This is a genomic window from Parendozoicomonas sp. 2304DJ65-17, from assembly GCF_058148445.1.
In genome coordinates this window covers 302,140-316,123 of record NZ_JBYVJV010000003.1, presented here as the reverse complement: position 1 = coordinate 316,123, position 13,984 = coordinate 302,140, and the positions used below count along the sequence as shown (strand labels likewise).

Genomic DNA, 13,984 nt, shown 5'->3' with positions numbered 1-13,984 from the left:
TCATGTTGAGAATTAAAGCAAATGGCCGGAGCAGGCTTTGGGGGAGAAGTTAGTGAAGCGTGTTTTTCCTGATTGAGAGATAACCACGGCCTGTATCTAAGTGAGGGCGTGACACCTGCATGGCTTTAATCAAATCCTGAATGTCAACCCAGAACCAGGGTGTTTTGTGGCGTGCAGGGTCTATCAGAAGAACCCTGCACGTCTGCGGGTGCCAGGCTGCAGCCAGTGCATAATGCCCATGGGTTGTTTTGTTGAGAACTGAACCGTGAAAGTTAAATACCCAGTAATAATCATCAAAACATGCAGTGAGCTGATCGACGAGAGTGTGACAATGCAGCTGATCAGCTGACGTCATATTCACCGAACCAAACAGTTTCTCAGCCACTTGATGAAATTCCTCAATATCCATACCGGCTGGTGATTGATTCTGACATTTGCCAACCACCTGATCCCGGGTTCTGACACTTTCTACCTCTTCAGTGAAAATATCATCACAGGTGATAAAGCCGTTGTTCTCTGAGTTTTCTGCCGTAAGAATAGTTTTTAGGCAGGCAATCGCGCAGTAGAAGGGGTTTTCCTGGGGCACAAAGGATTCGACCAAAGCCCAGTTGACGGACTCGGTACTTCGAAGAAGCTGCACTCCCATATGACTGGTGAATTTTACGATCACGGGCTTCCCTCCTCACACGCGATCTTCACCTTAAAAGGTTGAGCCGGATATTTCTCTTGGACATTGGTCGTATGCCGGAGATAGCTCTTGGCGTTAAGCAGCGCAATCTGTACATTTCCAAGCAGAATTCAAGAATTTGCGAGCTGATGAATCACTGGTTTCTATATCTTATTCGTTGTAAAGACAACAGCCTCTACTGTGGGATTACGACTGATGTTGAGCGACGCTTCGCTGAACATCAGTTTGGTAAGGGCAAGGCTGCCCGCTATTTACGGGGGCGCGGGCCGCTGGTGCTGGTTTTTTCAGAAAAAGTTGATAACCGCTCCCATGCATTAAAAGCGGAATACCGGTTAAAGAAACAGCCAAAAGCCACCAAAGAACAACTGGTGGCTGGCAAGGTATCTTTGAAGGATGTTGTTTTAGATTTGGACTGATTACTGGTTGAGGGACCGTTCCAGCTCCGCCACACCGGCAGGCACATCCATTTTGGCTCCCAAGGACTGCATGCTGGAACCTAGGGCGTGAACGGTTCGGAACAGATGATGAGAGCGGCACTGCTCTCCCATCTGACCAATACGAACAATATTGGGGCCAAATGAGCCGGCAATCTCAACCCGATGCACAGCGGATATATGCTCCAGCAGTTCCTTGCCAATAATGCCGTCAGGCAGGTTTATTCCGATTACAGAAGGAAGGCGAGCTGGTTCCGGTACATAAAGGCTCAGTCCCATAGCTTCAATGGCATTTTGCAGGGCTCTTGAACAGCGTTTATGGCGCAGGATTCTTCCTTCAAGACTTTCTTCACAGATCAAGTGCAAAGCTTCATGGAGAGCTAGAAGGCCGGATACCGGGGCGGTGTAGTGATAACCCTTTTCATTCCAGAACTGTACTGCCAGCCGGGCATCAAGACACCAGTGGGGCATAGGACAGTCACGGCTTTCAATACGTTCCCAGGCTTTATCTGAGAAGGCAATCAGGGAGACGCCGGGAATTGAAGATAAACCTTTCTGGCCGCCGGTAATAATGGCATCCACACCCCATTCGTCCATTTCCAGCGCCATGGTGCTGAGAGTGCAGACTGCATCCACAACCACTAATGCGCCATGTTCATGGGCAAGAGTGCAGATTTCCTTAAGCTCTTTATTCCAGACGGTATGGGAAGTTTCGCCCTGAACCAGAGTGATGACATCAAAACTACCGGATTGCAGAACTTTTTTGATTTCATCCGGATCAACGCCTTCACACTCCGGAACCTTGTATTCTGTAACATCAGCACCAACCCGTTCTGCCATTTCCCCTAAACGGGTGCTGAAAAAACCATTGGTAATACTCAGAACGTTGGAGCCGGGCCAAACCAGATTGGTAATGGCCATTTCCATAGCGGCTGAACCGGGGCCAGCCACACCCATCAAATGCCCGCAGTTAGTCTGGAACACATAGCGAGCCATGACTTTCACCTGCTCCAGTACTTTCGCCATGGTGCTGCCAAGATGGTTGATAACCATCGAGTTTGCCGCCGCCACTCTTGGAGGTACGGGAACAGGGCCCGCTCCCATCAACAGGAGAGGTTCGTCAGGCAAAATTTTGTGCAGCGATGTAACAGATGGCGGAGTGATACTGGTCATGTGTGCTCGGGCTGTTGATTGGATTTATGCCGAAAGGACATTTGCCGGAATCACGATCATAACGTTGAGGCGGGAGGACTGCCAGCCGCAGATTAGGCACCTGCGGCAGGAATAAAGCTTTACATCAACAGAACCTAGCGACGTTTAGGTGTCCAGGCCCAAATCATTTCCACTTTGATGGGTTCAACATTGTTGGCATCAGTTACGGTGCAGGGAACAACGAGTTCACCTTTTTCCGTATCACGGATCATTTTGGTCTGCTCTTCGGTGAGCCAGGCTTTGGCGGTGATATCGCCAGCAGAACGCTTCACAAACTGCACATTCATGCTTTTGATAACTGGCACACGACTGTCTGGTACATTCATGCCCACCATCAGACCCGTCGCAGACTCGGCTGCCAGCGCCATACCACAGGCGTGTACACTGCCAATATGATTCTGGTTGCGCTTCAGGTTGCGAATAACAATAGTGCTACTGCTTCCGGTCAGTTCTTCAATACGGATTTTGGTTGTTCCTACCAGCTTTACTGCTTTACCCAGCAATTTGCTGACCAGCCATACCCGCATGCCTTCAGGGGCTTTGTTGAGCATGTTAACGGCGCGGCTCATGCGATTGGCCATGGGAACTCCTCGGAATTGTTATTACTTATGATTGTTATGCTTTGCGGGCGCAGGTTACCTTTGGTTACATGGTAGGGCAACTGTTTGTCGCTTGGGGAGGTGTGTCACTGTGGCCAATTTACTGATGTCTAAATTCAAGAAGCTTCTGGTTGTTTGCCTGATGGGTGTGGGGATTTTCGGGTACCTGCAGAGCAACCTTCAGGCTTTACAGGCTTCAGAAAAATCTTTTGATTCCAACTATTCAGCAAGTGATCTGACGCTCGCAAAAGCTTTTGAGAGAAAGCAAAGCCATGTGCAGGTTGGCGGTTCAGGTAAGGTGATTAAGGTTTTGCCTGATGACTTAAAAGGCCGCAGGCACCAGCGCTTTATTCTTCGATTAGCGCCCGGGCAAACGATTCTGGTCGCCCATAATATCGATCTTGCGCCACGTATTCCTTCTCTGAAGGTTGGTGATCAGGTTGAGTTTTACGGTGAGTATGAATGGAATAAGAAAGGCGGTGTCATTCACTGGACTCATCATGATCCACGTGGCCGCCATGAAGATGGCTGGTTGGTGCATGATGGAGTTACTTATAAATAAGCTCCTGTTCATAGGGGAGTTATTTTGAGGTTCGGATAGTTGTACACTGTGAAGCACAATAAGAACTAAACAGATCCAGATATTCTATTAATATGCTCCTCCTCTTCCTCATCACTGTTTGCACGCTTTTTCTTGTTTTATTTCAGGCTCGTTATGCCAAGCGCAATGCCCTGCGATTACCTGAAGCTTCTGGCACGAGAGAAAATTTGGGAACTGGAGGGCGCTCTCTGCTGCATATCGGCGAAAGTACTGTAGCGGGGGTTGGAGCGGAAAGGATCGAAGATGGACTGACAGCCAGTATTGTCGGTTCTTTGGAAAAACAGACAGGCTCGGAGTTTGACTGGCAGGTGCTGGGGCTGAACGGAGCAACAGTTTCTGACTCCCTCTCTTTCCATTCAGTCATCAACCATCCTGATATTCTGATAGTGACCTTTGGGGTCAACGATACCACGAAGCTTTCCAGCAAAAGCCGATGGTTAAAGAATATTAATGCCTGTGTTCGCAAGTTTGCTGATAGCAACACGCAGGTGTTTTTCACTGCGATCCCTCCCATGCATAAGTTTCCACTTCTGCCTGCACCTTTAAGCTGGGTACTGGGTTTGCGCTCCAGCCTGTTGAATTTTTATCTGAAAAAAGAATGCGCCAAACAGAATTGGACTCATGTGCAACTGGACTTTGAATCTGCCAGTGACTTGATGGCTGAAGATGGCTATCACCCTAATGCCAATGGTTATAAAGCGTGGGGAGAGGGGATCGCTGAGAAAATTTCTGAAATTTTGGTTTCTGAAACTGCGAGTTAATGTAACTGTTAAGAATACCAAGAGTATCGATATAGGAATGAACAGACGTGGATGACCTAAAAGGTAAACTGATTCAAGCATACAGGGGTGGCAACTTTTTTGAATTCATCCAAGGAATTTATTATCAAGACAAAAAAGATGAAAAGCTTCTATCTAGCACTTTGGTTGAATTGCATAATGAAGAGAAATTAAATCTCGTAGAGTTATTCACCAGTTTTAAAAATAAAACTGAAAATCATGACTTCTTTTCAGTAAGACATGTTTTCGAAGAGGTTTTACCGGATATTAATGCTCCGGTAAAAGACGTTGCTGATTGTGTGAAACATCTTACGCTAGAAGCAGGTCAAGATATGGCCGCATATATGCTTTTGCCCCAATTTAAAGAGTTCTGTAAAAAAGATGCAGATAGGCCCAAAGGTTTATTTGATATCGCTTTAAATAATATTGATGAAGGCTTTGACCATTTATCTACTGCTATTGAAACAGGGGCAAGCAATGATGAAGTTCAATACGTTAATAAAGCGATTAAACTGCTTGCTCATGAAAACGAGTTGATTGTACAAAGATCCATTTTTGCATTGGGCAGAATTAATTACCAAGACAAAATGCTATTGAAGCCAGTTGCAGTAGCTATCAAAAAAGCATCCGTGTCTTCACCAACGGATGTGATTTTGGCGGCATCAATGAGAGCTATGTTTGAAATTATTTCTCACTCTAATGATTTAGAGAGTCTGTTCTTAGATTTTTTAAACACGCATTCAGATCACTTAGATGATCGATATATTCATGCTGCTTCAGAGATATTATTTTATGACGGGAAAAAAGTACGCGGAAGTATTGAACCAAAGTTGTTGAAGATTTGTAGTCATACCAAACCAAAAAACCAAGGGACTATTAATAATATTGATTACGCTTTGGAGCGAATATTAAAAAGAGATAGTTTCGATGATTGTGTTGTTTTTTTAGAGCGACTCTTTGAATTAAGCGGGTACAAACTGTCTATAAAGCATTTCGATAGTTTTGTTCGAGAGCTGCATAATTACCGAGATACTCATCTATCCTCATTGCTTACACGATGGTTATTGTCAAAAGAAGTAAAGCTAGGCAAATATGCTTCTGACCTTCTTCGGGATTCAGATAAAGGTATTTCTATTAGTTTTGACGGTTCCTACGTAACTAAAGAAAGCAAAGGCGTGCATCTATTTTTAGCGAGAAAAGCTTGTGGGTGGTTCTTTACTCAACCTAAAACAGCAATCAGCTTAGTTGAGTCGTTGATACTAGATGCTCCTGATGATGAATTAAAAGATATTCAGCAGCTCATTTTTCACCCGCTTTGTGTGAGTTACCCTGAAAGTATTCGTGACCACTTGGAAACAATGAACGAGTCAAAAGAAGAAAGGGTCAAACAGATAGCATCTGATGTTTTGTCTGAATACGAAGAATATCAAGCATCAGTGAAAGCGGCTTTAAAAATAAATGAATTAAGCCCTAGTGAGCAGGATAGGCATACGTACTGGAGGCATCACAATAAATTAATGAGCGAGTCTATGGAGAAGGCCAGAAGCAAATCGTTCCTTACCTCTTTGTTTGCTGGGAATGAATCAGTATTACTATATGGGAATAAATCGATTCACTATATACATCATGGTGAGCAAAAGACTCGTCAGGAAGTCCCTCTTAGTGAAATTAGTACATCATTTGAATTTGCATCAATGCATAACCTCGACCCACACGGTTTAGAAAATATGATCTGGCAGTTTAAAGCTGAGGGTTGTACGTCATGAAGTTAGTGATTAGACAATACTTGGCATCTTTGAAAGAGCGAGGCGAATTGGATGCATTATTGCCCGACTTACTGTCACAAATGGGGTTGGAAGTATTTTTAAAACCTGGCGTTGGCAGCAGACAGTTCGGAGTAGATGTTGCAGCTTTTGGTAAGCTGACTAGTGAATCTGAAAGCACTGTATACTTATTCTCAGTGAAGTCTGGGGATTTGGACAGAAAGGATTGGGATAGTGGTAATCCACAAGACTTGCGTCCTTCTATCAATGAAATAATCGATGTGTTTATTCCTACTCGAATTCCAGTAGAATACAAAGATAAACCTGTTGAGATTTGTTTATGTTTTGGTGGTGAAGTTAAAGAAGAAGTAAGATCTAACGTAAGTATGTTTTTAGGCAAGTTAAAAACAGGTAACTTAAGCTTCTCTGAATGGAATGGCGACAGGCTTGCTGATTTAGTGGAGCAGCACATGCTTCGAGAGGAACTGTTACCCAGTAATTGTCGCGGTTTACTTCGCAAGTCACTGGCGATGATTGACGAGCCAGAAGTATCATTCAAACACTTTAGTCAGCTTGCCATTAGCCTCACTTGTACTGATGACAAAAAGCCAAAAGATATTTTAACAGGTGTCCGCCAATTATATTTATGTCTTTGGATATTATACTCATGGTGCAGAGATGAGGATAATCTAGAGAGCGCATTCCTATCAGCAGAATTTACAATGCTAAATGCTTGGGAAGCCGCGAAATTTGCGTTTGGCAAAAAAAATAAGGTAGCAGTTTCAACACAGACAACTTTGGATTCAATTCTTAGGCTAAATCTACAAGTATCAAATCAATACATTGGCGAAAAAATCATACCTCATTGCAATAATTTGTATGCTATATCACATGCAGTAAAACCGTCTTGTGCCACAGATGTAAACTTAAAGTTGTTTGATGTTCTAGGCCGGCTAGCCCTTACAGGTTGTTGGTCTTATTGGTATTTAGATCAAGTTAGTGATGAAAATTTAGAGGCTTGCAGATTTTTTTCAGAAGCAGTAACTAAATATCAAGATTGCATTAAGCAGTTAATTGTAAACAACCCTATTTTGTTTACACCATACAAAGATGAACAAGCAATTGATTTAGTACTAGCTCTTTGGTTCCTTTCTCTTGACCATAAGCATTGGCGTGATATCAACTCCTGGTTGAGTAATATGTCACGGGAGATATATCAAATGTTTAAGATCAGCGATAAATACCCGACAACCATACGAAGCTACGCTGAATTAATAGAACACCCCGTTGATAAAACTGAAGATTATAAGAAGAGCGTAACTAAAGGTTCAATATTATACCCCTACATATCTGCTTTTTCAGCAGTTATGGGATTTTCAGAGCCATATGAGATAGTTAAAAAAATTAAAGAAGAGTTCTTATCACACTGTAATTTTCAAGTATATTTTCTTGATGAATCTTCTGAGGATCACTTTTACCGATTCGATAAAATACATGGTGCAACGTTATCTGATGTTTGCGTGACCGAAGCGCCAGATGAATTGATTCAGCAGTTGGTTAGTGAGTGTGACCAGTCAAATAAAGTTTATGAGATGACTGCTTTTAGATATTCTTTTTGGCCGATTATCTTAACTGGTTGCAGGCATTACAGGCTACCCGTTCCAATGCATTTTATAATTGATATTTTCAAACAAAGAAAAGAGCATGCAGCTGCAAGTGGTAAAGAGGCAGAAGAATCTTAAGCATGCAAGTCTTTTCCATACATACAGTTAACAAGCGCATGTTGGCGGACTGGTTTTCCGCTGCGCTCCAAACCAGCCGCAAATGCGAGCGTTCATAACAGCCTCTGACTGGCAGGAGTAAGAGGCTGCTCTAATCTTTCTATAAACCTTCATAGAGAACATAACCATGCATGGATGCATTGGGTTTGTCAGGACGACGTGTGTTCAATTTTTGAGTGGCGTTATAGGAATCCTGTTAATGACTGTGTCACCCCCATCAATTACAGAGAGTAGAGCAGAGTCGTTAGATATTTATAAAACCATTCCTTCCCGTGTTTTTGCCCCCAATGGCATGGTGGCTACCAGTGAGCCGCTTGCCGTGGATATAGGGTTGGATATTTTGAAGCAGGGTGGCCCATTGATGCCGCGATTGCGGTGAATGCAGCTTTAGGGCTTATGGAGCCAACTGGTAGTGGTATTGGTGGAGATCTGTTTGCAATTGTCTGGAGCGCAAAAGACCAGAAGCTTTATGGGCTTAATGCCAGTGGCCCTGCTCCCTCAGAACTCAGTTTTCAGAAACTGCAGAGCGAATTAAAGCGATTAAATCGTGATGATATCCCTCCTTTCGGAATATTACCCATTACTGTACCGGGAACGGTGGATGGCTGGTATGAGCTGCGCAAGCGGTTTGGAAGTATGTCGATGTCCGACATTCTGGCTCCTGCGATTGACTATGCCAAAAAAGGTTTCCCGGTTAGTCCGCTGATTGCCAAACATTGGGGGTGGGGTGTGTACTGGTTAACAGGCCAGCCTGGTTCTTTTGTTGATACCTTCACCATTAATGGTAAGGCTCCTAAAGCCGGAGAAATGTTTAGAAATCCTGATCTTGCCCGTACTTACCAGCTTATTGCCGATCAAGGCCGCGATGCTTTCTACCAGGGCAGTATTGCTAAACAGATTGATGCGTTTATGCGCAAAGAAGGTGGATTCCTGCGGCTTTCAGATTTATCTGCATTTCGCTCGGAGTGGGTAGAGCCGGTTTCAACCAATTACAGAGGCTTTGATATCTGGGAGCTGCCTCCTAATGGTCAGGGCATTACTGTGCTGCAGATGCTGAATATTCTTGAAGGCTATGATCTCAGTGCAATAGAGCCTAACAGTGGCGAGATTCTGCACCTTTTGATTGAAGCGAAAAAACTGGCCTTCGAAGATCGTGCCCGTTTTTATGCAGATACGGCTTTCAGTAAATTGCCTGTAAAAGGACTGTTATCTAAAGACTATGCCCGCAGTCGTAGAGAGCTTATTGGTGATAATGCGGCTCAGCGCATTGATGCCGGTAATCCTCATCTCTACAACGGGGACACTGTTTATCTCACAACGGCCGACAGTGAAGGCAATATGGTGTCGTTGATACAAAGCAATTATCGGGGGATGGGCTCTGGTGTTGTTGTGCCGGGGTTTGGGTTTATCTTTCAGAATCGTGGGCAGTTATTCTCTATGGATCCTGAGCATGCCAATGTGTATGCGTCGAGAAAGCGACCTTTTCATACAATTATCCCTGCCTTTATGACCAAAGACGGGAAACCGCTGATGAGTTTTGGTTTGATGGGTGGTGCTATGCAGCCTCAGGGGCATGTGCAGGTTCTGGTTAATCTCATTGATCTGGGAATGAACCTGCAACAGGCTGGCGATAATCCACGCTGGCGGCATGAGGGTTCTACTGAACCCACAGACAAACATAATGCTTATACAGAGGGCGGAGGTAAGGTCATGGTTGAACCTGATTTTCCTCAAGCAGCCGCAGAAGACTTGAAGCTTCGTGGTCATAAAGTGAAAAAGAGTGATTTTGGCTTTGGTGGTTATCAGGCTATCTGGTTTGATGAGAAAGCCGGGGGATACTACGGAGCCACTGAGAAGCGGAAAGACGGTAAAGCGGAAGGTTATTAATATTTCGCCATCCTGTTGGATGGCGAAATATTTTTTATGGAAGTGTTAAGCGCTCTGCTTCTGATGATCACGGGCAATGTAGGTATACATTACCGGAATCACAAACAGGGTAAACAAAGTACCGATGGTCATACCAGAGGTAATAACCAGACCAATATTAAAACGACTCACAGCACCAGCACCGGTTGCCAAAAGCAGGGGCGTAATGCCCAGAACAGTCGCGGCAGTTGTCATCAGGATTGGTCGCAGACGCAGAGCAGCAGCTTCGAGAATAGCATCCTTCATGCTCATCCCTTGCTCCTGAAGCTGGTTGGCAAACTCGACAATCAGAATACCGTGTTTGGAAATCAAACCAATCAGGGTTACCAAGCCAATCTGGGTATAAATATTCATGGAAACATTAATTCCCAGACCAAACTGGAACAGCATGCCCATCATCAGCGGAATCAAAGCACCGCAAATGGACATAGGTACGGTAAGCATTACCACCAGAGGATCGCGGAAGCTTTCAAACTGTGCCGCCAGTACCAGGAAGATAACCACCATGGAAATTGCGAAGGTGAACAACAAAGCGTTGCCTTCCTTCATATATTGCCGTGATGTACCTTCGTAGTCAGTGCCAAAACCTTCCGGAGCCAGTTCTTTGGTTTGTTCCTGCAGGAAGTTCAATGCTTCACCCAGGCTGACACCTGGCAATAACATTCCCTGGATTTTGGTGGAATTCAGCTGCTGGAACTGGGTTAACTGGTTAGGACGGGTTTCACTCTTCAGAGTAATAATCGCCGACAGAGGAACCAGCTCACCGCTCTGGGAACGCACATAGTAACGACCCAGCCACTCTTTATTCAGACGGAATTCCTGATTGGCTTGAGGGATAACCTTGTAGCTGCGGCCATCAATACTGAAGCGGTTCAGGTCACCATTGCCCAGCATGGTAGACAGCGTTGTACCGATATCGCTCATGCTGACGCCAAGAATGGCGGCTTTATCCCGATCAATCAGAATCTCTGTTTCTGGCTTGTTAAAGCGCAGCTCGCTTTCCACAAACATAAACATGCCAGACTGCATAGCTTTACCAACCAGCTGATTGGCAACATCAACCAAGGTACTGTAATCACTGGTGGTGTTGAGAATAAACTCAACCGGCAGACCGCCACCGGCACCCGGCAGAGAAGGCATGATAAAGGAGAAGGTGCTAATACCTGTTATCTGGCTCAGATAGTTATTCTGCAGCTCCTTCTGAACTTCAAATACGCTGCGCTCACGTTCACTCCAGGGTTTCAGTACCATACCGGCAAAGCCAACATTGGGGCTGCCATCACCATTGATCAGGAAAGACTGCTGATATTCAGGGAATTTCCTGAACATTTCTTCCATCTCGCCGGTGTATTTGTTCATGTAATCGATATTGGCGTACTGAGGAGACTTGGAAATGATAAATACCAGTCCGCTGTCTTCAGCTGGTGCCAGTTCCTTTTTTGATTCCATAAACATAGGAGGAATGGTGGCGAGTACAATCAGTGCAAAAACCAGAGTGACCGTTCTTGTTTCCAGCGAACGGGTTAAGCGGTTTTTGTAGCGATCCTTCAGACCATTGAATTTTTTATCCAGCCAGTGAGTGAAAGCACTCTCATTGTTGGCTGGCTGCATCAGCTTTGAACACATCATTGGCGAGAGTGTTAAAGCTACAACTCCAGACACCAGTACAGAACCGGCGAGGGTAAAGGCAAACTCCCGGAATAGAGCACCGGTCAAACCTTCCATAAACCCGATAGGTGCATATACAGCCGCCAGGGTAATGGTCATGGCAATTACTGGTAGCGCGATTTCCCTCGCTCCCAGAAGGGCAGCATCTAAAGGCGATTTGCCTTCCTCGATATGGCGGTGAATGTTCTCCACCACCACAATGGCGTCATCAACAACCAGTCCAATGGCCAGAACCATGGCCAGCAATGTCAGCAGGTTGATGGAGTACCCCATCATTTGCATAACAAACAGAACGCCAATCATGGACAGTGGAATAGCCACTACAGGAATGATAACTGTGCGCCAGGAGCCGAGGAACAGGAAAACAACAGCGATAACGATCAATGTTGCTTCTATCAGGGTCTGTACAACTTCATCGATAGATTCCTGAATGAACTTGGTCGCGTCATAAACAATGTCGCCGTTCAAGCCGCTTGGCAGCTGGCTTTTCATATCCGGCAAATGAGTGCGAACACGTTTAATAACATCCAGCGGGTTGGCGGATGGTGTTGCCGATACACCTACATAGGTAGAGGGCTTGCCGTTAAAGGCAACAAAGCTGTCAAAGTTTTCCGCTTCCAGTTTGATATCCGCGACATCTTCCAGGCGAATCAGGGTTTCGTCGGTGGTTTTCACCACAATGCGGGAGAAATCTTTAACTGTAGAAAGATCGGTCTGAGCATTGATATTGGATACAACCAGTTCACCGCGGGTTTGGCCAGCTGCCGATTGCACGTTACTGCTTAACAGAGCGTTGTTGATGTCGGCTGCCGTCACCTCAAAGGCACTCATGCGGATCGGGTCAAGCCAGATCCTCATGGCAAAGGTTTTTGCCCCCAGAATTTCCGCTGAACCTACGCCTTCAATAGTGGAAAGCTGTGGCTGGATAACGCGAGTCAGGTAATCGGTCACCTGCTCGCTGCTCATGGTGTCGCTGTAAAAACTCAAATAGAGCAGGGCACTGCCGCGGTTGTCACCTTTGGTAATCACCGGGTCTTCAGATTCTTCGGGAAGCTGACTGCGAACCTGGTTCACCTTGGACATGATTTCCGTTAGTGCTTTATCAGCGCTGTAACCCAGTCGCAGGTGGGCTGTAACCGTAGAAATGTTTTGGTTACTTGAAGAACTCAGGTAATCAATACCTTCGGCACTGGCGATAGCCTGCTGCACAGGAGTGGTAATAAAGCCCTGGATCAACTCTGCACTGGCACCGGGATAAGAGGTCGTAACCGTCACCACAGCATCTTCAAGGGAAGGGTATTCCCGTACCGGCAGTTTCTGAAAAGCCTGCAGGCCAATCAGAACAATCAGCAGGCTGACAACCGTTGCCAGAACCGGCCGGCGTATAAACAGATCAGTAAATGTCATCTGCTTACTCCCCGGCTGACTTAATGGCTACTCGGGCGCCGTTCCGCAGTTTCAGCTGACCAGATGCCGCAACTCTGTCGTTAGCCTGTAACCCGGTAAGAATTTCTACCCGGTCGCCCTGAATATCACCAGTGGTTACCTGGGTCAGTTTCACTGTCAGGTTTTCAGGATCATCACTGTTGATCAGGTAAACAGAATCACCGTACAGGGAATAGGTAATAGCGGTCCGTGGCAGGGTAATTACATTCTTTGGTTTTTCTGCCATCACTTTGATATCAGCAAACATACCGGGAACCAGCTCTCGCATGCTGTTATCCATCATGGCCCGGACTTCGATGTTACGGGTGTTGCTGTCGATCTTGGCGTTTATGGCATCAACAACAGCATCAAACTCTTTGTCCGGATAAGCCTGAACAGAGAAACGAACAGACTGGCCAATATACAGTTGTGGGTAATCCTGTTCTGGCAGGGCGAAATCAACATAGAGTTGATCAATATTCTGCAGGGTGGCGAGAATATCGCCTTCTTTCAGGTAATCACCAGGTTCAGCCTGTCGTATACCAATGCGACCAGAAAAAGGGGCGATAATTTTCTTTTTACGTAGAGTGGCGCGGGTCTGTTCCACTGAGGCTGTTGCTTCATCCAGATTGGCTGACGACTGGTCGAATACTGTTTGCGAGATAGCTTTTTGCTCAATCAGGGATTTATCACGGGCCCAGGTCAGCTTTGCCAGCTTTTGACGAGCCTGGAAACTTTTAAGATTTGCTCGCTCGGTATCATCGTCAAGTTGTGCCAGCAGAGCGTTATCTGAAATTTCCTGACCGGATTCAAAATGAATCTCGCTGATCACCCCGGCCACTTCTGAACGAATATCAACACCTTGCCGTGCACTTAAAGTTCCAACAGAGCTTAAGTAGGGATACCAGGTTTCGCTGCTGGCAGTTGCCGGTTTGATAATGGTTGGCGGAGGAACATAACCGGCCATGCCCTTGGCCATCTGATCATTCATAAAAAATTTGAAGCCGAAGAGGGCTCCGAACAAAGCCACTGTGCAAAACAGCATCAACAGCATTTTTTTCATCATTGGATTTATTCCTTGGCAGACGGTTTATCCGTTCTGAATGCG

12 protein-coding genes are annotated in these 13,984 nt (G+C 45.5%); 7 read left to right on the top strand and 5 right to left on the bottom strand.

What is annotated here, in order from left to right; translation table 11 throughout:
* Window positions 1-49: 49 nt before the first annotated feature.
* Entirely contained in the window at window positions 50-670 is a 621-nt protein-coding gene (locus tag ACY2RR_RS10825) for a phytochelatin synthase family protein (protein ID WP_490108158.1), read from the bottom strand.
* A gap of 56 nt (window positions 671-726) precedes the next feature.
* Here ACY2RR_RS10825 and ACY2RR_RS10820 point away from each other — a divergent pair, with 56 nt between their 5' ends.
* A complete protein-coding gene (locus ACY2RR_RS10820) occupies window positions 727-1,104 on the top strand; it encodes a GIY-YIG nuclease family protein (protein WP_490108157.1) in 378 nt (125 codons plus the stop codon).
* Here ACY2RR_RS10820 and ACY2RR_RS10815 read toward each other — a convergent pair whose 3' ends face one another.
* Together ACY2RR_RS10815 and ACY2RR_RS10810 are read right to left on the bottom strand one after the other, a co-directional pair.
* Complete coding sequence (locus ACY2RR_RS10815) at window positions 1,105-2,295, bottom strand: pyridoxal-phosphate-dependent aminotransferase family protein (RefSeq protein WP_490108156.1); 1,191 nt, start codon at window positions 2,293-2,295, stop codon at window positions 1,105-1,107. It abuts the gene before it with no gap.
* Window positions 2,296-2,429: 134 nt separating this feature from the next.
* On the bottom strand, window positions 2,430-2,915 hold the full coding sequence (locus tag ACY2RR_RS10810) for a DUF4442 domain-containing protein (protein ID WP_490108155.1): 486 nt from the start codon (window positions 2,913-2,915) through the stop codon (window positions 2,430-2,432).
* 109 nt (window positions 2,916-3,024) lie between these two features.
* Between ACY2RR_RS10810 and ACY2RR_RS10805 the strand changes: the two genes are divergently transcribed.
* From ACY2RR_RS10805 to ACY2RR_RS10780, 6 genes are all read left to right on the top strand, one after another.
* A complete protein-coding gene (locus ACY2RR_RS10805; protein ID WP_490108154.1) occupies window positions 3,025-3,495 on the top strand; it encodes a DUF3465 domain-containing protein in 471 nt (156 codons plus the stop codon).
* A gap of 92 nt (window positions 3,496-3,587) precedes the next feature.
* Entirely contained in the window at window positions 3,588-4,295 is a 708-nt protein-coding gene (locus tag ACY2RR_RS10800) for an SGNH/GDSL hydrolase family protein (RefSeq protein WP_490108153.1), read from the top strand.
* A gap of 47 nt (window positions 4,296-4,342) precedes the next feature.
* A complete protein-coding gene (locus ACY2RR_RS10795; protein ID WP_490108152.1) occupies window positions 4,343-6,079 on the top strand; it encodes a hypothetical protein in 1,737 nt (578 codons plus the stop codon).
* Entirely contained in the window at window positions 6,076-7,818 is a 1,743-nt protein-coding gene (locus ACY2RR_RS10790; protein WP_490108151.1) for a hypothetical protein, read from the top strand. Before ACY2RR_RS10795 ends, ACY2RR_RS10790 begins: the two co-directional genes overlap by 4 nt.
* A gap of 238 nt (window positions 7,819-8,056) precedes the next feature.
* On the top strand, window positions 8,057-8,236 hold the full coding sequence (locus ACY2RR_RS10785) for a hypothetical protein (protein ID WP_490108150.1): 180 nt from the start codon (window positions 8,057-8,059) through the stop codon (window positions 8,234-8,236).
* 17 nt (window positions 8,237-8,253) lie between these two features.
* A complete protein-coding gene (locus ACY2RR_RS10780; RefSeq protein WP_490108149.1) occupies window positions 8,254-9,744 on the top strand; it encodes a gamma-glutamyltransferase family protein in 1,491 nt (496 codons plus the stop codon).
* A 45-nt stretch (window positions 9,745-9,789) separates the two neighbouring features.
* Here the strand turns inward: ACY2RR_RS10780 and ACY2RR_RS10775 are convergent, their stop codons facing one another.
* Both ACY2RR_RS10775 and ACY2RR_RS10770 read right to left on the bottom strand, forming a co-directional pair.
* Window positions 9,790-12,858 (bottom strand): MexW/MexI family multidrug efflux RND transporter permease subunit, encoded by a 3,069-nt coding sequence (locus ACY2RR_RS10775; protein ID WP_490108148.1) that lies wholly within the window; start codon window positions 12,856-12,858, stop codon window positions 9,790-9,792.
* A 4-nt stretch (window positions 12,859-12,862) separates the two neighbouring features.
* Window positions 12,863-13,942, bottom strand: a complete 1,080-nt coding sequence (locus tag ACY2RR_RS10770) for an efflux RND transporter periplasmic adaptor subunit (protein WP_490108147.1) — start codon at window positions 13,940-13,942, stop codon at window positions 12,863-12,865.
* Between the last annotated feature and the right edge of the window lie 42 nt (window positions 13,943-13,984).